The 20,546-nt window shown below is 57.9% G+C and carries 16 protein-coding genes and 1 tRNA gene; 8 read left to right on the top strand and 9 right to left on the bottom strand.

Features of this window, described 5'->3' with window-relative positions; genetic code table 11:
- Nucleotides 1–146 precede the first annotated feature (146 nt).
- From F3J08_RS09470 to F3J08_RS09460, 3 genes are all read left to right on the top strand, one after another.
- Nucleotides 147–860 (top strand): response regulator, encoded by a 714-nt coding sequence (locus tag F3J08_RS09470; RefSeq protein WP_205206889.1) that lies wholly within the window; start codon nucleotides 147–149, stop codon nucleotides 858–860.
- Nucleotides 857–2,284, top strand: coding sequence for a HAMP domain-containing sensor histidine kinase (locus F3J08_RS09465; protein WP_166929568.1), 1,428 nt, complete (start codon nucleotides 857–859; stop codon nucleotides 2,282–2,284). The genes F3J08_RS09470 and F3J08_RS09465 overlap by 4 nt, the downstream gene beginning before the upstream one ends.
- Nucleotides 2,285–2,425: 141 nt before the next feature.
- Nucleotides 2,426–3,193 carry a DUF3313 family protein gene (locus F3J08_RS09460; RefSeq protein WP_240149260.1) on the top strand — a complete coding sequence of 256 codons (768 nt, stop codon included), beginning with the start codon at nucleotides 2,426–2,428 and terminating at the stop codon, nucleotides 3,191–3,193.
- Between the two features lie 454 nt (nucleotides 3,194–3,647).
- Here F3J08_RS09460 and F3J08_RS09455 read toward each other — a convergent pair whose 3' ends face one another.
- Nucleotides 3,648–5,150: a Hint domain-containing protein gene (locus F3J08_RS09455; protein ID WP_166929566.1), complete on the bottom strand. Its 1,503-nt coding sequence runs from the start codon at nucleotides 5,148–5,150 to the stop codon at nucleotides 3,648–3,650.
- Between the two features lie 737 nt (nucleotides 5,151–5,887).
- On the opposite strand from F3J08_RS09455, the gene chvE reads away from it, so the two are divergent.
- Genes chvE through mmsB form a run of 3 tightly spaced genes read left to right on the top strand, consistent with a single transcriptional unit; the run spans nucleotide 5,888 to nucleotide 9,832 of the window.
- Complete coding sequence (gene chvE / locus F3J08_RS09450; RefSeq protein WP_122038964.1) at nucleotides 5,888–6,967, top strand: multiple monosaccharide ABC transporter substrate-binding protein; 1,080 nt, start codon at nucleotides 5,888–5,890, stop codon at nucleotides 6,965–6,967.
- Between the two features lie 4 nt (nucleotides 6,968–6,971).
- Nucleotides 6,972–8,570: a multiple monosaccharide ABC transporter ATP-binding protein gene (gene mmsA, locus F3J08_RS09445; protein WP_122038965.1), complete on the top strand. Its 1,599-nt coding sequence runs from the start codon at nucleotides 6,972–6,974 to the stop codon at nucleotides 8,568–8,570.
- Between the two features lie 5 nt (nucleotides 8,571–8,575).
- Nucleotides 8,576–9,832: a multiple monosaccharide ABC transporter permease gene (gene mmsB, locus F3J08_RS09440; RefSeq protein ID WP_122038966.1), complete on the top strand. Its 1,257-nt coding sequence runs from the start codon at nucleotides 8,576–8,578 to the stop codon at nucleotides 9,830–9,832.
- A gap of 121 nt (nucleotides 9,833–9,953) precedes the next feature.
- Here the strand turns inward: mmsB and F3J08_RS09435 are convergent, their stop codons facing one another.
- The 7 genes from F3J08_RS09435 to F3J08_RS09405 form a co-directional block, all read right to left on the bottom strand.
- Nucleotides 9,954–10,640, bottom strand: a complete 687-nt coding sequence (locus F3J08_RS09435) for a hypothetical protein (protein WP_122038967.1) — start codon at nucleotides 10,638–10,640, stop codon at nucleotides 9,954–9,956.
- Nucleotides 10,641–11,072: 432 nt separating this feature from the next.
- Nucleotides 11,073–11,963 carry a peptidylprolyl isomerase gene (locus F3J08_RS09430; protein WP_166929783.1) on the bottom strand — a complete coding sequence of 297 codons (891 nt, stop codon included), beginning with the start codon at nucleotides 11,961–11,963 and terminating at the stop codon, nucleotides 11,073–11,075.
- Nucleotides 11,964–12,222: 259 nt separating this feature from the next.
- Entirely contained in the window at nucleotides 12,223–12,564 is a 342-nt protein-coding gene (locus F3J08_RS09425) for a TfoX/Sxy family protein (RefSeq protein ID WP_166929564.1), read from the bottom strand.
- 93 nt (nucleotides 12,565–12,657) lie between these two features.
- A complete protein-coding gene (locus F3J08_RS09420; RefSeq protein WP_166929563.1) occupies nucleotides 12,658–15,813 on the bottom strand; it encodes an error-prone DNA polymerase in 3,156 nt (1,051 codons plus the stop codon).
- Nucleotides 15,810–16,073 carry a hypothetical protein gene (locus tag F3J08_RS09415; RefSeq protein ID WP_166929562.1) on the bottom strand — a complete coding sequence of 88 codons (264 nt, stop codon included), beginning with the start codon at nucleotides 16,071–16,073 and terminating at the stop codon, nucleotides 15,810–15,812. The genes F3J08_RS09420 and F3J08_RS09415 overlap by 4 nt, the downstream gene beginning before the upstream one ends.
- Nucleotides 16,073–17,632, bottom strand: a complete 1,560-nt coding sequence (locus tag F3J08_RS09410; RefSeq protein WP_166929560.1) for a DNA polymerase Y family protein — start codon at nucleotides 17,630–17,632, stop codon at nucleotides 16,073–16,075. Before F3J08_RS09410 ends, F3J08_RS09415 begins: the two co-directional genes overlap by 1 nt.
- Nucleotides 17,523–18,365, bottom strand: a complete 843-nt coding sequence (locus tag F3J08_RS09405; RefSeq protein WP_166929559.1) for an ImuA family protein — start codon at nucleotides 18,363–18,365, stop codon at nucleotides 17,523–17,525. Before F3J08_RS09405 ends, F3J08_RS09410 begins: the two co-directional genes overlap by 110 nt.
- Nucleotides 18,366–18,621: 256 nt before the next feature.
- On the opposite strand from F3J08_RS09405, the gene F3J08_RS09400 reads away from it, so the two are divergent.
- Together F3J08_RS09400 and F3J08_RS09395 are read left to right on the top strand one after the other, a co-directional pair.
- Nucleotides 18,622–19,317: a YetF domain-containing protein gene (locus F3J08_RS09400; protein WP_166929557.1), complete on the top strand. Its 696-nt coding sequence runs from the start codon at nucleotides 18,622–18,624 to the stop codon at nucleotides 19,315–19,317.
- Between the two features lie 188 nt (nucleotides 19,318–19,505).
- Nucleotides 19,506–20,321, top strand: a complete 816-nt coding sequence (locus F3J08_RS09395; RefSeq protein WP_166929555.1) for a glycosyltransferase family 32 protein — start codon at nucleotides 19,506–19,508, stop codon at nucleotides 20,319–20,321.
- Nucleotides 20,322–20,424: 103 nt separating this feature from the next.
- Here F3J08_RS09395 and F3J08_RS09390 read toward each other — a convergent pair.
- Nucleotides 20,425–20,501 (bottom strand) — tRNA-Met (locus F3J08_RS09390).
- Nucleotides 20,502–20,546: the final 45 nt, after the last annotated feature.

Here is a 20,546-nt window from a genome sequence, read left to right as displayed (position 1 = left end):
GAAGGAGATGCAAAGTTCCGAGAGGACAGGGTGCGCTCGCCTTTCACCTGTGACCCGGAGCATCGCTCCATCCGATTGTTTGCAACTTGAAACATCATGTCCGTTGCTGACATCATACGGGCGAGCCTACGTGATACGACCGAGGGATGACCCCAATGCCTCATCTTCTTGTTGTCGATGATGACCAGGATATCCTGACCCTTCTCGGCAGCTTTCTGCAAAAGCATCACTATCAGGTCTCCACGGCCGAAACGGGCGAGACCATGTTTGCCATTCTGGACAGGCAACCGGTCGATCTGGTGATTCTCGATATCATGCTCCGCAATGAGGACGGGTTCAGCCTGTGCCAGCGCCTGCGTGCCCGATCCCGCATCCCGGTCATCATGCTTTCTGCCATGGCCGATCTGACTGACCGTATTGTGGGGCTCGAGATTGGGGCCGATGATTACCTGACAAAGCCATTTGACCAGCGCGAGCTTCTGGCCCGGGTCAAGGCGGTCCTGCGTCGTGCTGCCACGCCGGGCGAGACAACCCCGTCGCTGCGCCCTGTCCTTCGTTTCGGTCGCTGGGTTCTGGATGTTGCCCGTCGCGAACTACGCGCGCAGGACCAGTCGCTCGTCCCGCTCTCGAGGGGTGAATTCGATCTGCTGCTGACTTTTGTCGAACATCCGCAACGCGTTCTCACGCGGGACCAGCTGATGGATATGGCTCGCGGCCCCGACCATGCTGCCTTCGATCGCAGTATCGACGTGCAGGTCAGCCGCCTGCGCGCCAAGCTGGAGGACGATCCCAGAAATCCGACCCTGATACGCACCGTGCGCAATGGCGGCTATATGTTCACCGCTGCGGTGAAACGATGAGATGGGCGAGGCTCCCTCCCGATCGCGCTTTCACACAGGACACCATCTCCCGCCGCCTGATTGTCACAGTGGCCCTTGCCGCCGGGATAACGCTGCTGTTGCTCGCGATCTTTGTCGAATTTGGCGGCCAGTGGAGCAAGCCTGATATCGAGGCCACCGGTATGGTGAGAGAGGTTGGGGCTGTGCTTCGCATGGTGCGGGTCGCCCCCGCCACGGACAGGGAAACACTGCTGGCGGCGGCACAGACCAGACAGATCCATTTCGGGTGGTACCCGGAAGCCTCGCCGCTCGCGAAGGCTCTGGCCGCAGGGCATTACCGTCGCAGCGAGATTGAGGAGAGCTGGCATTTCCTGAGCCCGTTTCTGGGGCAAAGGCCTCCTGCCATCGCAGTGTTCCAGGAAGATAACCCTGTCTCTACCCTACCCGGCCTGCCCTATGACCGTTCGCTGTATCACGACGCATATTTCGTCGGGATCCAGCTCGATGACGGCAGTTGGGTGCTTTGTGTTGCCCTTCAGCGTTTCTGGGGGCTTTACGCCTTTCAGCGCCTCATGCTGGAAGGCATAATGCTGTTTGTCTGGATCATCGCGGTGTCACTCATCGCCTCACGCCAGCTTTCACGCCCGATCGAATATCTGGCCCACGAAGTCCGCCGGCTCGATGCGCAGCCAAACTATGCACGTGTCAGCGAAGCGGGGCCCAGAGAGATCCGTCAGGTAGCGGTGACGATCAACGCCATGCAGGCGCGTATCGCGAAATTCATCCTCGATCGCACCACGATGCTTGCTGCCATTTCGCATGATCTGCGCACGCCGCTCACGCGTATCAGGCTACGCGGAGAGTTCATTGATTGCCCGACGCAACAGAAACTGCTGTTTCGCGATGTTGACGAGATGCAGGCCATGATCGATGGCGCCTTGTCGTTCTTCCGCGACGATGCCTCCCATGAAACACAGACGGCTTTCGATCTTTCCGGGCTGCTTGAAACCGTCGCCTATGATTTCTGCGATCAGGGGCATGATGTGCGTTACGACAATCCGGGCCGGGTGGGATATCGCGGTCCGGTCAATGCCATGAAGCGCGTTTTCACCAATCTGGTCGAGAACGCGATCAAATATGCAACGCCGCCGCAGATTATCCTCGCGCCAGCCGATATGACAGGCGCTTCATCCGCAGGGATCCGGGCGACGGGCTGGGTCGTCACCATTCTCGATCATGGTCCAGGGATTCCACCCGATGCGCTCGATGCCGTGTTCGAGCCGTATTTCCGGCTGGACAAATCGCGCAACCGGCAGACTGGCGGGGTTGGACTTGGCCTCACATCGGCCCGTACCGTCATGCGCGGTCTGGGCGGCGATATCATCATCGAGAACCGGGCGGAAGGCGGATTGCGTGTGCGTGTCCTGTTGCCCGCTTCCGACTGAAAGACGCCAATATTTCCACATGGCCACAGACGGGACATAACGCAGAAAGACGCGACCGGCAGAAAAAGGGAAATCACCCGGCCCGTCCCCTGTCTGTCAGGAGATTGCGCCGCCTTTCCTGCCCGGGAGACGCACCTGACCATGTTTCGCCTGCCTTACGCCATTCGTTCCCTCACCCGTTCTCTGGCCTGCAAACCCGCCTCACCACGGCGGATGAACCCCGGATTTCTGTATCCCGTCCTGATAACCAGCATGATGGCGCTGAGCGCCTGCGCCGGACAGGGAACGACGAAGACCGGCTTCATTGCGCCCGAGACCTATGGGCTCATGGCCCATCCTGACAATCACGGTGATGATCTGGTTTTTGCTCCCAAGGCACCGGCCGGAATCATCTACCGTTATGCAGTGATCGAGCCAGTGCAATGGCGCCCGACGAGCAAGGCAGCCCATCTCTCCCCGCAAGCCCAGCAACGCGTGATACGGGCGTTCGAGGATGAATTGCACAAGACACTGGGCAAGGATCTGGTGATCCTGAACGAGACCGGCCTTGCCACCCTGCCCCCCGGAACAATCCGCATCAGAGCGGCCATCACAAATCTGCGTCGCAGCCAATGGTACTACAATGCCTTGCCCATCATCGCCGGATTTGCGGCTGGCGCGGCAGGAGGCGGCTTGCCGCCCATTCCCCCACCAGCACCGGGGGGCGCCAGCGAGGAACTTCTGGCCATCGATGCAAGCAACGGAAGCACGCTTATGGCCATCGCGACCTATAATAACGGCATGCCGTGGAACATGATGGGGCAATGGCTGCCCTACGCCCATGCCCGGCGCGCCTTCCATCTCGCAGCGAATCTGATGGATGAGGAGATGCACAGATCGGGCCTCATCACCCGACCGCTCTCCGGCTGATTGCCGATGCCTCCCACAAGCCCATTATCCAGAGCGCAGGGGGGGCGGTTCGGCATTGAGACCCGCGCACCCTCATCCCCCCCATCATATGTCTCGATGAGACGAGGAGTGTTTTCTCATGCACCCGTTACGCCTTGCCGTCAGACGACATTGGCCCCTGCTCGGCCTTATCATCAACCGGGACGTGCTCACCCTGACCGAGCATATCCTGTCGACGATTTTTCATGGTGTCCCGCGGGGTCCAGTCTGGCCATCCCGCCTGTCTCGATCGCCCTGTCGGCTTTCTGCCCCATGGCGAAACAGGGAACGATCAGCCTCACTGAAGCAACAGGTGGACTGCCTTTTGCACCGAGATCATGCGGCACGAAAACATGATACCTGATGCCGCCCATGTCGTGCAGGACAGGCAGGCAAAAGGCAGAAGATTCTGCCTTCTGCCCCATCCGGATCCACGTCAGGCTGCGACCTGTTCGCTGGCGACCGTCCCTGTCGAATAATCCTGGAAATACAGCGCCGTCTCCAGCACTTCGATCGTCATAAGAGCCTGTGTTCCCAGCGCCTCACCGAGGGGAAGCAAAGCCCGGCCATTCGTCCAGCGCGACTGCGCGCCTGCACCCTCATCATGCCAGCCTGCAACAGCATGACCGTCGAGATGGGCTGTGACAGAGCGCGTTATGTCAGACCCGAACAGGGTGACCTCGCCCACGCGCACCCCAAGGTCACGCCTGTCATCCAGATAGGGGCCATGGGTGTCACAAGGGCGCGCATGACGTGAAACGATCTGCACGGCATTCTGCCCCGCGGGCAGGGAGAACACCGCCCAGCGCTGATTGAGGCGGATCGGGTCCAGGCGACGTCCATCCGCCAGAACCAGATGAAGGCCGGCATCATGCTCAAGCACTCTCATATGGGTCTGCGCCTGCAAACCCATAGCCGTAGCCTGCTCATTCAGGCGGGTATGAATGGTATGGGCCAACCCGTGATCCGTACATAGAGGTGCCGCAAACGCCGCCTCGGCCGAAGCGTTCAGCCCTGCCCCCTCGGCATTCCCCCCGGCACTGCGACGCACAAACTGGCGCACGTCATCACGCAAGGTTTCGGTCAGGATACCATTCGCCCTGACAATGGCATGACCTTCGGTCTTGAAATGAAAATAGGGATAGCGCGTCAGATCGGTCAGATAGAAAACAGACCGGTGATTGACCAGCATTCTGGCCGGAAGCAGCACGCCATCGATCAGGAAACAATGTTCAGGTGTCACAGACAGGGTCGTATGGGGCATGCCCCAGCCAAACGCATTTTCGAGAATGCAGATTGGTCTGTGATCAACATCATCATGCCCGGTATGCCCGACCTGGCCCGTATTATGCCCTGTCCATGTTATGGTACGCCAACCCAGTCGCGCGCCCTGCGCGTCATAGGTCATGACGTTCTGACCGGGGGTGAGTTCTTCAACACGCACTTCACCGCAATCGGTTTCGATCAGCGCACCTTCAAGGAAGCAATAGGCCGGACCCACACTGTACATTTCCGTTCCGGGGGGCAGAAAACCGTTGGGGCCGTAGGAATTGCTGAAGGGCCGTCCGGGGAGTACCAATTCAATATAGGACGGCTCACCCGACATGTTCTTGGTACTGAAATACATACTTGTTGTATTATCCTGACGATCGTAACTTGTTGATACCCATATTGAATCATTCGCATTGTTGACGACACGGAAGTAGAAATCCACTCCGGTACTACCTGGTGGCAAATTGACGTAGATTACCCAGTATTGGCCCGGCGCTGTCAGGGCGTTGACGTTGACATCAACCGTTCCACCCTTGGCGCCAATATCCAGTTCATATTGATAAAATGATTGGCTGCGTGGGAGATCAGAGGTGTTGATCGAAAAAACACCCCCATCGATAGCGTAGGTCTGGCTACCATCAAACTGGCTGTCACTGGATGTCTGCATGAATCGGATATCTTTCGATCTTCGCGTCGATTGGATAAATAGGATCGGATTTTATTCATATAAAATCACAATGCTTATTTCAACAATTCATATTTATTCATTGAAGTGTTTATAAAGATTTAATTTATTAGATGACTATATTTATGATGATTTGCATTTAAATAACTAATTGTCGATCAGAATTCCCTGGATGGGGCTATCCATTACTTTATCAGTTCGTATTTGTCATATTTTTTATTAACCAACAAAACATTTCGTCAGACAATTATTTTGGTGCGCTACATGAGCAGAGACACCTAACCTTATCTGGCGCTCCTTCCCTGCGCATGCGAAAGACCCGGCTTCTGCATGTCCATTGGCACTTCCGGGATCAGACATCTGGCACGCTGGGCGCACCGAGAGCCATAAGTGTCCATCATTGTCACGTTACCGTGAAACGTTAAAAATGTTATTTATAACGTCAAAATGATATGGTTAACTCGTTTCATGTTACGATCTTTCGTTTTGTGAGGCGTAACATAGTTACTTCTGCAGAAAGCTTTTTGCATACAGGGATCGCCCTCCCTGCCGGATTTTCTCTCAAGCGTCGGTTTGCTTCTCAATCTGCCCTAGGGGAGCGCGAGAGCTTTCCGACGCATCCTTTCATAAAATCTCGACCTCTCTCTCCCGCCGTTATCTCTGTCGCAGCCCGCATCATGCCCAGCGCGGCTTGTGACCGGAATTTTGGACGTCACGTCATGAGCAGAATCAGTACCGGTCTTGCCTCTCTTGCCCTCGTCACCACCGCGCTTTTTGGCCCGGCCGGTCTGGGGAGCGCCAATGCCGACGACAAGCCCACTGTCGGCATTGCCATGCCTACCAAGTCGTCCGCGCGCTGGATTGCGGATGGCAACAACATCGTCAAAACCCTGCAATCGCGCGGCTATCATACCGATTTGCAATATGCCGATGATGACGTGCCCAACCAGGTCTCGCAGATCGAGAACATGGTCGCCAAGGGTGACAAGGTTCTGGTGATCGCTGCCATCGACGGCACCACGTTATCCGACACGCTCCACAAGGCCGCACAGCGCGGTGTGAAGGTCATTGCCTATGACCGCCTGATCCGCAATTCACCCGATGTGAGCAACTACGCCACCTTCGATAATTTTCAGGTGGGCGTGCTCCAGGCAGGTTCTCTGGTAAAGGCACTCGGGCTACCCGACGCGAAGGGGCCTTTCAATATCGAGCTTTTCGGTGGCTCACCGGACGACAACAATGCCTATTTCTTCTTCAATGGCGCCATGTCGGTGCTCAAGCCCTATCTGGATAGTGGCAAGTTGGTCATTCCGTCCGGCCAGAAGACGATGGACAAGGTTTCCACCCTGCGCTGGGATGGCGCTACAGCGCAGTCGCGCATGGATAACCTGCTGAGCGCCTATTACACCGACCGTCATCTCGACGCCGTGCTGTCGCCCTATGACGGCATCTCCATTGGCATCATCTCCTCGCTCAAGGGCGTAGGCTATGGCAGTGGCGACACGCGGATGGCCTATGTCAGCGGGCAGGACTGCGAAATTCCTTCCGTCAAATCCATCCTCGCGGGTGACCAGTATTCCTCCATCTTCAAGGATACGCGCAAGCTCGCCGGCGTGACGGCCGATATGGTCGATGCCATGCTGGCCGGCAAGACTGTGCCTGTGAACGACACCAAGAGCTACAACAACGGTGTCAAGATCGTGCCCGCCTATCTGCTGACGCCCGTCGTGGTCACCAAAGCCAACATCCGTCCGACCCTGATTGACAGCGGCTATTACACCGCAAGCCAGATCGAGTAGCGCCATGAGCCCCATTCTTGAAATGCGGAACATCGCCAAGCGTTTCGGTCCCGTAAAGGCCCTGAGCGATGTCAGTTTTTCGGTCGAGCCTGGCGAAATTCATGCGCTCTGCGGCGAAAATGGCGCAGGCAAATCGACCCTGATGAAAATCCTGAGCGGGGTATACCCCGCCGGGAGCTATGACGGGCAGATCGTGTTCGATGGTGAAGAGCGCCGCTTTGCCGATATCAACGGCTCCGAGGCGCTTGGCATTATCATCATCCATCAGGAACTGGCGCTTATTCCGCTGCTTTCGGTGCAGGAAAACATCTTCATTACCCACCCGCCGGGGCGCTTCGGCGTGATCGACCGCGACGTGGCGCGTGTGCGGGCGCGTGATCTGATGCGTCAGGTCGGGCTGACGGATGCACCCGAAACACTCGTCACGCATCTGGGCGTGGCCAAGCAGCAACTCGTCGAGATTGCCAAGGCGCTCTCGAAAAAGGTGCGCCTGCTCATTCTGGATGAGCCAACAGCCAGCCTGAACGAACGCGACAGTGCTGCCCTGCTCGATCTGCTCCTTGCTTTCAAGGCAGAGGGGCTGTCGTCCATTCTTATTTCGCACAAGCTGAATGAGATCTCACGTGTGGCTGATCGTATCACCGTGCTGCGCGACGGGCGCAGTGTCGGCACAATCGACTGCCGCAACGGCCCCGCAGATGAAGACGAGATCATCCGTCTCATGGTCAATCGCGATCTGGAGCATCGCTACCCACCGCATACGCCGCATATTGGCGAAATGCTGATGGAGGTTCACGACTGGTCGGCCTGGCACCCCCTCCACCCCGACCGTCAGGTGATACGCCATGTCGATTTCCACGTTCGCGCAGGCGAGATTGTGGGCATTGCAGGCCTCATGGGTGCGGGGCGCACGGAATTTGCCATGAGCCTGTTCGGACGCTCCTTCGGCACGCGCATATCGGGTGATGTCACCATGCGCGGCAAGGCGGTCGATGTCTCTACTGTAAGCCGCGCCATTGCGGCCGGGCTCGCCTATGTCACCGAGGATCGCAAGGAACTCGGGCTGCATCTGAGCAACGAGATACGCCACAACATCTCCCTGGCCGAACTGCGCGGCATCGCTCATCATGGCGTCATTGATGACATTGCCGAGCTGCGTATCGCGCAGGATTATCGCAACAAGATGCGCATACGCTCGCCCGATGTGCAGCAGATGGCGGGCAAGCTCTCGGGCGGCAACCAGCAGAAAGTGGTGCTGTCCAAATGGCTGTTTACCAACCCTGATGTGCTCATTCTGGATGAGCCCACGCGTGGCATCGATGTCGGGGCCAAATACGAAATTTATGCCCTGATCCAGCAGATGGCTGATAGCGGCCGGGGCTGCGTGGTCATTTCATCCGAGATGCCCGAACTGCTCGGCATATGCGACCGTATCTGCGTGATGAATGAAGGGCGTTTCGTAGGTGAGTTCACCCGCGAGGAAGCCAGTCAGGAAAAAATCATGCGCGCCATCGTGCGCAGCACATCTGAATCCATGCCGATTGCCACCATTCCAGGCGAAACAGTCAATCTCGCTGTTTCCTCTCTCGCTGCGGGAACGTAACAACCATGAGCGAACATATTCTTCTTCCCGGCAATCCGCTCTCCCCTGCTGGCGACACCAGCCCCACCGGTGGTGCACCGGGCGGCCACAAGCTGGGCAATAGCGCGATGGGGCGGTTTATTCGCAACAATCTGCGCGAATACGGCATGTTCATCTCGCTGGTCGCGATCGGACTGTTTTTCGAGATCGTGACCAACGGGACCCTGCTTCGTCCGCTCAACCTGACCAATCTGGTGCTTCAGAACAGTTACATCGTCATCATGGCGCTGGGCATGTTGCTGGTGATCATTTCGGGCCATATCGATCTGTCGGTCGGCTCGGTGGCCGGTTTTACGGGGGCCGTGGCAGCGGTGTTGATGGTGCAATGGCACTGCAACGTCGTCGTGACGACACTGACCTGTCTCGCCACTGGCGCGCTGATCGGTGCGGCACAGGGCTACTGGATTGCCTATTTCAAGATCCCGTCCTTCATCGTGACCCTGGCAGGGATGCTGGTGTTCAAGGGGTTGGCTCTGGCCCTGCTGGGCGGCCAGTCCCTCGGGCCTTTCTCGACCGTTTTCCAGAAGCTTTCTTCCGGCTTCATTCCCGAGTTTCTGCCTAAAATCGGGCATTACAATCCGACCTCGCTCATTCTGGGCGTCATCGTGGCGGCGGCCATGGTGTTTGGCTCGGTCCGGGCGCGGGCGCGCTATCAGCGCAACGACATTGATGTCGAGCCCATGCCGCTCTTCATCGGCAAGAACATCGCCGTTTTCGGGATCATCGTTTATCTCGCAACCCTGATTTCCAGCTATCGTGGCCTGCCCAATGTTCTGATCATCATGGCCATGCTGATTGCGCTCTACAGCTTCATGACCAGCCGTACCACGCTGGGACGGCAGATCTATGCGGTGGGTGGCAATGTACGCGCTGCAGCGCTTTCGGGCATACGCACCGAGCGCCTCACCTTCCTCACCTTCGTGAATATGGGCGTACTGGCTGCCCTTGGCGGCCTGATTTTTGCTGCAAGGCTCAACACCGCCACACCCAAGGCTGGACTTGGCTTCGAGCTTGACGTGATTGCCGCCTGCTTCATCGGCGGGGCCTCGGCTTATGGTGGTGTCGGGCGCGTTGGAGGCGCCGTGATCGGTGCCATGATCATGGGTCTCATGAATAATGGCATGTCGATCCTGGGTATCGGGATCGACTACCAGCAGGTGCTCAAGGGACTGGTGCTACTCGGTGCCGTTTGTGTTGATGTCTACAACCAGCGCAGGGCATAGAAACTGACCGGGCCATCGGAGCCATTCCACCGGCCCTAGTCACGTAACCGCCACAAACCATGCCTTGACGGTCAGTCGCTCATAAGACTGGCAAGGCCGGGTTTGGGGCTCTTCCTGAACTCTAGAAACGATAGCCCAGGCCCAGCTCCAGAACCGGATAGACCGGAATATTGACATCGTGCTGGATACGGCGTCGCTCCCGTTCAACACTGTCTGTGAATGAAGGCAGGGAAGCAGCCGGCCCTTCGGTTGTCATGGAAACCTTGGGGTTACCTTCGGCCAGAATACCGGCATCAACCGAAAAGACGATATTGCTCACAATACGACCAGCGTAACCGAACCCTATATAAGGTGCGACCTGATTGGGAATTGCCTTGAGCGAAACGCTACCGGCATCCTGCACGTCATAAATACGACGCCCTATGCGGGCGTCGCCCGTCGGTGTTGCGCGCGCCGTGACGCGGTTACCCACACCATAAACACCAAGCGAAACGCGCAGACCGGAACCGAGAGGATAGAAATCGGTGGTCAGCCCGCCATTGAAAAACCTGAACGACCCGCCGAACTGCGCATCAAGATCATAGCCGGTTGCAGGATTATTGTTTGTGAAGCGATGATGATAAATAGAAGAATCGTTATAGGTGAAGAAATTCATGTTTCCACGAAATCCCCAATGTGAATTGGGAATACGGATACTGACCTCGGGACCGATACCAAGCGTACCGACGCGTGCCGAAACAGTCGGTTGATACCCATCGGGCAATGGGGAAGCCAAAGCCTGCCCTGCCGCCAAACCTGAAAGGGCCATGAAGAACAAGGATGCTGCTTGAAATCTGAATGACACGTTAATGCGCCTCTGCCGTTCCCTCCGCCAACAATAACGGAAGAGAGAGAAACATTAACGAGACGCATCGATACGAAAAAGGAATTAATGGCGCTATAACGGAAATGGGGCTGCATCAAGACATTTTAGACACAGCCTGATCGACGGCTTCGGGTCGCTGTTGCACCCGGATCGACCGTTCAGGGCTTCGCCCTCTTCTCCGCTTGGTAGAGCACCCGGCAAGATACTACGGGAAGATACTACTTCGGCGACGCTCCAGTGTTGGAGCGTCGGCTATAATGATAATTTGGCGCCTCGCCATCTGCATGGCATGGCTCCATGAAAATGACCCGCGCAGCCTGGTATGAGCGAGTGACCAGGCCTTGATCGATTGTCAGCCTGCGATCAGGTGCCAGGTCACAAATGATTTGCGGTTTTTTCCCGAGCAGGGATCGGCACGTTGCATAAGGCTACTCCATGCGCAGGCCGCACAAAGAAAGGATCCTGACGGGCAGCGCGTGCGGCAAGATAGCGTGAAAAGCTTCTGCTTTCGATACGCATTACCTGAAAGACCGGGCGCTCCCCAGAGGGAAGGTCCGCAGCCAGCGTCATGCTTGCGATCGGCACATTCTGGTGCGGATCGGTATAAAAACCAAGTTTCCCCGTACCTCTTGGCAAGGCGCTCAGATGCTCCATGCCTTGCAGGACGCGCCCGACGACAGCCAGATTGCGATCGAGCTGACGCGGCGCCTCGGCATTGACTACATAGAGTTCACGCCCGTCCCCCGTATCTGGCGGCATGTCCCGCCCGACACCGACCACACCATAGCATTGCGCTGGCCAGATCTGCGCGCCCTCGCGACCGACGAGCCAGCCCGATGCTATGCCGGACTCTGCTGCATAGGGGTCAGGGTAAGGAAGTGGTGTGTAGTCCAGCCCTTTAAGAGGCCGCTCATATTCAGCAGGCGGATGAGCCACGAACCCCTCGGGTAGAGGGGACGCCTCGTCATGCACACGCCATTGCACGACATAATTATCCTGCACTCGGGTAATCGCACCGCCATCCCACTGATGGGACCGGGCAAGCCGCACGACATTGGCCACATGGACCGGTGCGAAATCCGATGCCAGCTCGATAACCACGCGGTCCCCATCGGCCAGCTTCATGATGAGCAACTGCTCTGGTGCCACGGTGCGCCATGCTGTGGCCGGCGCGGCATCGACAATCTCGGCAGGACTTGGCATCGCAGCAGCCGCCACTGCCAGAGAGGGAAAGAGCAGAGCAGTCAGAGGGATGAAACAGCGCATCAACCCAGAGTGCCCTTCCGTTACGATTTTGCACAGTCTTTTCTGAGACGGTGACACAGGCTCTGCAACAACCAGACGCGAGGCTGCGTCAGAGAGTTCATAATCATGGCGAGCATAGGTAAGCCCTACAACCTCCCAGCACGACCGATCAGCGGCCAGGATGCTCACCCCTCCTGCGGGAAGGCGGCAATTTTTATCCTGAGCCAGACAAGTCACCACCCGCTTCTACGGCGGGAATACGATTGCCCTGTCCTTTTTTCTAACGACGTGGCTTTGCCGCGGGAAGCGCCGCAACAGAGCGCGCTACCCAGATTTTCAGCTCATCAGGGCGCGTGTGCAACGCCTCTGGCACAACCACATAGGTCTTGCTGGGGGCGCTTTCCGGTTCATAGCGCAGCGCACAGGCACCGGGGAGAGCGAGAAGGGCCTCGCGGTCCTTACCGCTCATCTTGAGGGCCAGGCCGACATTGGAGAGGGAAGCAAAGACCTTCCCTCCGGCATATCCCATGATCCCGCCGAACATGGGCTTGAAGGTCAGATCGAATTCCGCCAATTCCGGTATTGTCAGGATTTGCCGCAAAACAGCAGGATCATAATTCATTATCTTACCCAGACCCTAAATCTATGTTTGAATATAAAAACAATACCAGAATATTGCTTGTCTCTTTCCAAAAGAAAGAAACAAGTCTCTATCTCAGTGAAAATCCCGCGCCTTCAATCTAGGTGCTACCGCCCCCTCCTCTGCCTCGGACACGGCAATAGAACGCATCATATTCGTAATATCCTCCAGACGCTGCATCACCACGTGAATGACCTCTCCTTCACGCTGGAGCGTTCCATGGCAGGCCACAGCGTTGACACCAATCACAATGCGACGCTGGGCTTCGGCGCGGTCTTTCCAGATGATGATATTGGCTGTGCCGGTTTCATCCTCCAGCGTCATGAACATCACGCCATGGGCCGTGCCCGGGCGCTGACGCATCAGAACCAGCCCCGGTACCACCACGCGGCTGCCATCGCGCAACCGGCGCAGATCGGCACAGGTCACCATGCCTCGCTCAGCCAGTTGCGGACGCAGAAACGACAGCGGGTGCTGGCGCAAGGTCAGGCCGAGCGTGTTGTAATCTTCCACGACCTCGCGGCCCTCACTCATGGGGCGGGGGGCGTAATCAGGCTCGATCACTTCGGGGCCAGGGCGATTGAGCTTGCGATCGGCCGCGGCAAAAAGCGGCAGAACCGTATCCGCCAGCCCCTTGATGGCCCAGAGTGCGGCACGCCGATCAAGATCGAGGCTGCGAAAGACATCTGCTGCCGCCAGCGCCTCAAGCGCCGAGACAGGAATGGTAGCACGACGCCAAACATCATCGAGCGACTCATAGGCCGGAAAGCGATGGGCGATCAGTTTGGCCGCGTGATCGTTCGACAGGCCCTTCACAAAGCGGAAACCAAGACGCACGGCCAGTGTCCGCTTGCCCCGGTCAGGCTCAAGCACGCAATCCCAACTCGAGGCATTGATATCGATAGCGTGCACGGTCACGCCATGTTCGCGCGCGTCACGCACCACCTGAGCCGGGGCATAAAATCCCATAGGCTGTGAATTGAGCAGGGCCGCACAAAACACATCGGGATGGTGGCATTTCAGATAATTCGAGACATAAGCCACAAGAGCAAAACTCGCCGCATGGCTTTCAGGAAAGCCATAGGACCCGAAGCCTTCAAGCTGGCGGAAGGTGCGTTCGGCAAATGCGCGATCATAATGATTGGCAACCATGCCCTCGATCAGCTTCGTTCTGAAATGCGAGACCCCGCCAGTGAACTTGAACGTCGCCATGGAGCGGCGCAGCTGATCGGCCTCACCGGGCGTAAAGCCAGCGCATTTGATGGCCACCTGCATGGCCTGCTCCTGAAACAGGGGGACACCCAGGGTCTTGCCAAGAATCTGTCTGAGTTCCGGCTGCGGGTAATCCGGCAGTTCGATCCCTTCGCGCCGTCGCAGATAGGGATGGACCATATCACCCTGGATGGGACCCGGGCGCACAATGGCCACCTGAATGACGAGATCATAGAACGTTCTGGGTTTGAGGCGCGGCAGCATGGACATCTGGGCGCGGCTCTCAATCTGGAATGTGCCCAGTGTGTCGGCACGGCGGATCATGGCGTAGGTCGCGTCATCTTCAGGCGGTACCGAGCCCATATCGAGCTGGCGGATGCGATGCTCAGCCAGAAGCTCGAACCCCCGGCGCAGACATCCCAGCATGCCCAGGCCCAATACATCGACCTTCATGAACTTGAGAATGTCGATATCGTCCTTGTCCCAGACGATGATCTGCCGATCCTCCATTGCAGCAGGCTGAATGGGCACGAGTTCATCCAGCCGGTCACGGGTCAGCACAAAGCCACCCGGATGGGTGCCAAGCTGGCGTGGTATGCCCACCAGCTCAGCAGCCACACGCAGGGTCAGCGCCAGGCGTCGATCTGACAGATTGAGGTTCAGCTCCGCCGCACGCACCTTGAGCTGTTCCGGATCCCCCAGTGACGAGGCAAGATATTTCGAGAGCAGGCCCAGCAGATCCTCGCTCAACCCCAGCACCTTGCCCGTCTCGCGCAAGGCCCCCTTGGGGCGATAGCGCATGAGCGTGGCACACAACGCTGCATGGCTGCGACCGTAGCGGCGATAGATCCACTGAATGATTTCCTCGCGCCGGTCGCTTTCGAAATCAACATCGATATCGGGGGGCTCGCGACGCTCTGCGGAAATGAACCGCTCGAACAGAAGACCGGAACGCACGGGGTCTATCGCCGTGATACCCAGCACATAGCAGATGGCGGAATTGGCGGCAGAGCCGCGCCCCTGACAGACAATATCGAGCGCACGCGCCTGATGCACGATGCTGTGCACGGTCAGAAAATAGGGCGCGTAATCAAGCGAGCCGATCAAGGCGAGTTCATGGGCGATCTGTTGCCTGACCGCATCCGTCACACCGGCCGGATAACGCCTTGGCAGGGCCTCCTGCACCAGACGGGCAAGGGTCTGCTGCGGCGTTTCATCCGGCCGGTCAGTCTCCTGCGGATACTGGTAGCAAAGATCATCCATCGAAAAGCGGCAATGCGCTTCGATCTCGGCCACGCGGGCCAGTGCCTCGGGAAAAGCCTCATAAAGCTGCGCCACAGCACCGGGCGTCTTGAGGGCCCTGTCACCATGATTTTCACGCCGCTCCCCCAGCGTATCGAGTGTGCAGTTCTCACGAATGGCAGTTACGACATCCTGCAACACATGGCAGCGCGCCTCGTGATAAAGCACATCGCCCGTCACCACGGTGGCTACGCCACAGGAGGCGGCCAGTGTCTCCAGCGTCCGCAGGCGCAGCAGATCACCCGGGGCATTGCGATGCGAAAGCCCGCAATAGACTGGCTGGCTATTGGCTGCACCGATCCGGGCCAGATGCTGGAACTGCTGCTGTGCCTGGGCATCGGGCTGATCGGGCAGAAGAACCAGAACAAGCCCCCGTGCCCCCTGGAGCAGATCTCCCCAGTCGAGCGAAAAGACGTCCCGCGCACCCCGGCGGTGCCCAAGCGTCAACAGGCGGCAAAGCGCCCCCCACCCCGCACGATCAACCGGATAGGCCAGAAGAGTTGACCCATCGAGCAGATCGAGCCGACAGCCGGGCAACAGCCTTACACCGCTCTGACGCGCGGCATCATGGGCGCGCACCATGCCGGCCACCGAATGGCGGTCGGTCAAAGCGAGCGCCCTGTGCCCCTGGGCCTGGGCGACAGAAAACAGGTCATGCGGCGCACTTACGCCACGCAGAAAGGAATAATAGGACGTGACATGAAGCGGCGTGGTCATGCCCCCTCGCCTCTTGCCCTGTCATTGGGATGATGATGCCCACTCGTATCATGCGCCACGGCATCGGCACGTTTCATGAGCACAAAACCGCAGCGCGCCAGATGCGCCACCAGCCGCTCGGCCACGAGGGTCGCCATCAGTTCATCTGCATCATGAACACGCCGACGCCCGTCAAAACGCAGGGCATGGGTCAAAGCTTCCGCAATCTCGCGGGGCTCGGCAGGGCGCATGACCGGAGGAGAGGCAAAATCCTGTGTCATCAGAACAGCCCGTGGACGAACCACGCCCCGTCACCCGACCAGGGATGCTGACCATCACCCCGACGAAACAGCCAGAAGCGATCGCCTTGCTCGGTTTCCACAATCCAGTAATCGCGTATGGCCCCTGCCTGCGCGGGATGCTGCCACCAGGCACCGTGTAGCCGCTCCGGCCCATCAGCCCCGCAAACACGCAGTTTTTGCCCTTGCCAGACAAAGCCCTGAGGCGCGTCGTGGTCCGTCAATTCTGGCGCGGCGATAGCGCGTGGCGGTGCAAAAAGCCGGGTTGGTCGCGGCCAATGTGAGCGCCGCGAAACGCCTTCCAATGATGGAACAGGCGCAAGGCTCTGTGTCTGGGCCATCTCGGGGAAGGGTGAGTCGGTTTCCGCCAGATGATAGATCGCCCGCAAACCCGGCTTGTTGCGCAGTCGTTCTGCCAGAACCACCAGCGACTCTCCCGCGGAGGGATGACCTGCCTGAAGAAGCCCGCCCGCTCCTGTGGAGGACTCCGGTAACATGGCTTCCTCTGTCACCGGCGAACGGGGTTGGGCGTGACCGACATGCAGGCTCATGACTTCGATGCCAAACCCTGGATCGATTGTCTCGATACGCTCCTGAAGCAGGCGGGACAGGCGCATGGCCTCGTTAACAGGCTCAGCCGTTCCCACCCGCACTGCCTGAACCACGTCATCCACGCGATGGCAAAGCAGATCGACCCGGCGCGCGCCAAGGCCCCCCTTCTGCAAAAGGGTCGCGATATCCTGACACAGGACGTCCATGACCTGCGCGATGCTTTCGGCCGTGCCGATTGGTTCCATCAGATGGCGCTTCACGCTCAGGGCTGTTGCAGGCTGATCGAAATCCAGAGCTTCTTTCTGGTGGCCAAGCGCCTGATCAAGACGACACAGCACCGCCTTGCCGAAGCGGCGCGTCAGCGCAGCACGTGGCACGGCACGCAGATCCGCCACGCGACCAATTCCCAGAAGACCAAGCCGCGACTGTTCCTCGTCATCAAGCCGCAAGGCAGCGACGGGCAAGGTATCGAGTGCTGCAGCCACGCTGCCAGAGGGGATACAAAGCAGATCCTTTGCGCCGAAACGTGCCAGAGCATGGGCCGCTCCAGCCGTATCCGCCAAAGCCGCACGAATGGCATGCCCCTGCGCCATCAGCCTGTCCCTTACGGTTTCCAGCATGGCGACCTCACCCCCGAAAAGATGGGCGCATCCCGTGCTGTCGATCCACAGGCCATCTGGCGGATCGACAGCGACAAGAGGGGAGAAGCATCGGCACCATGATGCCAGCCTGTGCAAGGCGCGCGCATCGGCTGCGGGCGTAACGGGATGCGCGGCCAGATCCGGCACAAGACTGCGTGCCATGGCCAGAAACTGACCTTTCTCCACCCCGCAATCCCGGGCCGGTTGATTGACCGCCATGATTTTCCGGCTCTGGCCCTCACGACCATAAAGGGCCAGAGGTCTGGCGGGGTCGGCTTCGGGATGCCTCTTGTGCCAGAGTGTCGTGTGCCAGTGGGGCAGCCACAGGGAAAGAAGCCGACGCATCATGGTCTGTACCGACCCTCCAGAACAGGGCATCACCCCCACGACGTCGCAAAAGGGAAAGGGACAGCCCCCCCGAAGCAGAGGGAAAAGAGCGCAGCCCCACCCTGACCGCATCGGCACGCGCAGGGCCGATGCGCCAGCGCGTCCAGCAGGAATTGGGCGAAAGAGGCTGTGCATGACGATGCACGACAAACCCGGTGACCATCGTCTTTTCTGCCGCCAGATGCAGGCGACGCGAGGCTGTAAGGGATAACGGTTCAGGCAGGTCAGCCACAACGGCTGTCACCCCTCTGGTGCGCAGCACATCTTCCATCGTACCAACCAGGCGCGCAGCTTCGACCTCAACACAGAGCAGCCGCGCGCCATCCAGCCCGGCATCACGCAGCCCCGCCAGGACCGGCACGGAGGCACAACCGGAGCCATCAGCCCTTCCCTGCGCTGCTCCGCGATGCTCGATGGGGTTTTTCTCGGAGAAGGCAGGCACAAGCCAGATGACTGGCCCCGTACTCCGCGCCAGAGTCTGCGCTATGAAACGCGTCGGGCGGGCGCAAAGCACCTGATCAGGCCCCTCCCCCAGAAACTCATGCACAGCCCCTCGACGCAGCCCACCCTTGAGCGCCTCGTCAACGGCAGCCATGCCCGTCTGTAGGTAAAGCGCTGCAAACCCGCTCTGATAACGCTGCTCAATCTGCACGATACTGTCGCGCAACATAGCCAACCCTGCGTTCTCTCTCATGACAGCCCTCCTTCATTGCGCCCCTAACATGAGAACAAATGAAGAACAACGGGATTGGTTGCTAAACTGGCAGCTGGTGACGGGCTGAACCGGCCGATCAAGAAACAGGTTATTTTTTTAAATCAGGGATTTGACTACCGCAGGCAAAAACGGTCGCGCTTTGAGCGCAATTTTTTTTAATGTAACAATATTGGAGCAACTCGCTCCGGCCAAAATTCTTGAAGATCTCAAGCAGCTAACAAAGGACCGGAGTCGCGTGATCACTGTCTATCTTTGGGTTATCCTCAAGCTCGTGATCGGGTTTTCCCTTATCATCACCTATCTGAATGTCACCGGGCGCAATCAGATTGCCATGATGTCGGCGGTCGATCTGGTTGGTAACTTCATACTGGGTGGCGTTGTTGGAGGTATTCTCTACAACGACAAACTACCTATCCTGCATTATATCGCCCTGCTCATCCTGTGCATCCTGCTCATGGCGCTTTTCAACTATCTTTCACGCAAAATCCCTGATCTGAGAAAGCGTACGATAGGCGAACCGATCACCCTGATCCGTAATGGCGTCTTTCTCATCGAGAACTTCAATGAGAACGCGAGCCGTATCGACCTCAAGGATGTAGCAACGGCTCTGCGGATGCAGAACATCTTCAGCTTCGATGATATCGATTTTGCCCAGATCGAGACAACCGGCCATGTCAGCGTCATCATGAAGGAGGAAACCAAGAAGCCCGCGCAGTTCCTGGTTCATCGCGGTGAAATTCTGGAGAAGGAACTGGAAGCGCTTAAGCACTCGAAAGAATGGCTTATGGCAATACTTTCCCGCCGCGGACTGGCTGATCTCGAAAAGATCTTCCTGGCAGAGTGGGTTGGTGATCACCTGCTGGTGGTGACAACGGATGGCATCGTTCACACGGATCTTCAAACCACCGACAGTCTGAACAGCACTACCTGATTGGCCTCGTACAAGACCACACCATGCAAGCCAACCGAACAAGACGCGAAAAAGAGATTTGAATTTGGCCTTATATGCACGCAGAACGATGAAAGTAATCGGGCGTCCATAACCCCGATCGTGGTTATGAGGGGCAAGGCAGCATTGGATGACATGCCTTGCACAGGGGGCTGATGACATTTCAGGACATGAAACTGGGCGACGTAACATCACTGCCTCCTGCCTTGCATCGTGTTACCAAAGGGGATCGCATGGCCTGTTTCGACCTTCTGGCAGAGGGGGTCGACAGTCACTGGCTCAAGGTCGTTCCACCAGGGCAGGATAACGGGTTACCTTCATCCATCCCGTACCGGATTATCCAGTATTGGCATGCTGCAAATCCACCCGAGGATGTACGGCGCAGCATCGCAACAACCATAGCCATGAACCCTGAGTGCCAGCACGAACTGGTTTGCGATGCCTCAGCACGCGCCTTCATGTATCAGGAACATGGCAATGAGGGCCTCAGACTTTTTGATTGCTGCTTTCATCCAGCCATGCGTGCCGATTTCTGGCGTATTGCTGCTCTGTACAAACATGGGGGCATCTACATGGATGTCGACACATGTTCGCATGCACCGGTTACACGCATTGCGGCAGGGGCGGATTTTTCCTGCCTGCTGACCTATTCGTTTGGGTCACCCTGGTGTGTCGATAACGACTTCATCATGACACAACCGAACCACCCCGTAATTGGCGCCATTCTGGAAGGGATCTTCGCAAACCTGACACGATACTGTCAGGTCGGCGATTTCGAAAATATTTGGGTTGAGACAGGGCCTGGTGTCACGACGATCGCTTCCATGCGTTGGCTATCGCGGATTGTGAATGATCAGCCCGTTGCTGGCGGCCATGGTGGTCTTGCGTTCAGGCATCACAACGCAATTGCAGAAGCTTTTGATGTGATTGATATGGACTACAAGAAGACACGCCTTGGCAACTGGCGCAGGGCTGTCCCGAGCTGAGTGATAGGCTTTGTGCCCTGCCTGACATTCAGACGCGCGTATAAACGCGTATTCTCTGTGAGAGAGCTACGCTGTGTCTGGATTGTGTATTGGGGGGGTATTTTGGTTGCGGGGGCAGGATTTGAACCTGCGGCCTTCAGGTTATGAGCCTGACGAGCTACCGGGCTGCTCCACCCCGCGAGGGTGGGGTGTTTTTGTGGGGTGGATCAGGGGACCTGGCGGCGA

The sequence above is a fragment of the Asaia sp. As-1742 genome, assembly GCF_011753235.1.
Lineage (GTDB): Bacteria > Pseudomonadota > Alphaproteobacteria > Acetobacterales > Acetobacteraceae > Asaia > Asaia bogorensis_B.
Note: the sequence above shows the minus strand (reverse complement) of the source record. Positions and strands in the feature narration are given on the sequence as shown.

What these genes read in the sequence shown, in the direction of transcription:
- F3J08_RS09460 (WP_240149260.1), top strand. Translation starts at nt 2,426, where the DNA reads ATGTTTCGCCTGCCTTACGCCATTCGTTCCCTCACCCGTTCTCTGGCC.
- F3J08_RS09430 (WP_166929783.1), bottom strand. Translation starts at nt 11,963, where the DNA reads ATGCGCTGTTTCATCCCTCTGACTGCTCTGCTCTTTCCCTCTCTGGCA.
- F3J08_RS09420 (WP_166929563.1), bottom strand. Translation starts at nt 15,813, where the DNA reads ATGACCACGCCGCTTCATGTCACGTCCTATTATTCCTTTCTGCGTGGC.
- F3J08_RS09435 (WP_122038967.1), bottom strand. Translation starts at nt 10,640, where the DNA reads ATGGCCCTTTCAGGTTTGGCGGCAGGGCAGGCTTTGGCTTCCCCATTG.
- mmsB (WP_122038966.1), top strand. Translation starts at nt 8,576, where the DNA reads ATGAGCGAACATATTCTTCTTCCCGGCAATCCGCTCTCCCCTGCTGGC.
- F3J08_RS09415 (WP_166929562.1), bottom strand. Translation starts at nt 16,073, where the DNA reads ATGACACAGGATTTTGCCTCTCCTCCGGTCATGCGCCCTGCCGAGCCC.
- F3J08_RS09425 (WP_166929564.1), bottom strand. Translation starts at nt 12,564, where the DNA reads ATGAATTATGATCCTGCTGTTTTGCGGCAAATCCTGACAATACCGGAA.
- F3J08_RS09410 (WP_166929560.1), bottom strand. Translation starts at nt 17,632, where the DNA reads ATGATGCGTCGGCTTCTTTCCCTGTGGCTGCCCCACTGGCACACGACA.
- chvE (WP_122038964.1), top strand. Translation starts at nt 5,888, where the DNA reads ATGAGCAGAATCAGTACCGGTCTTGCCTCTCTTGCCCTCGTCACCACC.
- F3J08_RS09395 (WP_166929555.1), top strand. Translation starts at nt 19,506, where the DNA reads ATGAAACTGGGCGACGTAACATCACTGCCTCCTGCCTTGCATCGTGTT.
- F3J08_RS09465 (WP_166929568.1), top strand. Translation starts at nt 857, where the DNA reads ATGAGATGGGCGAGGCTCCCTCCCGATCGCGCTTTCACACAGGACACC.
- mmsA (WP_122038965.1), top strand. Translation starts at nt 6,972, where the DNA reads ATGAGCCCCATTCTTGAAATGCGGAACATCGCCAAGCGTTTCGGTCCC.
- F3J08_RS09405 (WP_166929559.1), bottom strand. Translation starts at nt 18,365, where the DNA reads ATGAGAGAGAACGCAGGGTTGGCTATGTTGCGCGACAGTATCGTGCAG.
- F3J08_RS09470 (WP_205206889.1), top strand. Translation starts at nt 147, where the DNA reads ATGACCCCAATGCCTCATCTTCTTGTTGTCGATGATGACCAGGATATC.
- F3J08_RS09455 (WP_166929566.1), bottom strand. Translation starts at nt 5,150, where the DNA reads ATGCAGACATCCAGTGACAGCCAGTTTGATGGTAGCCAGACCTACGCT.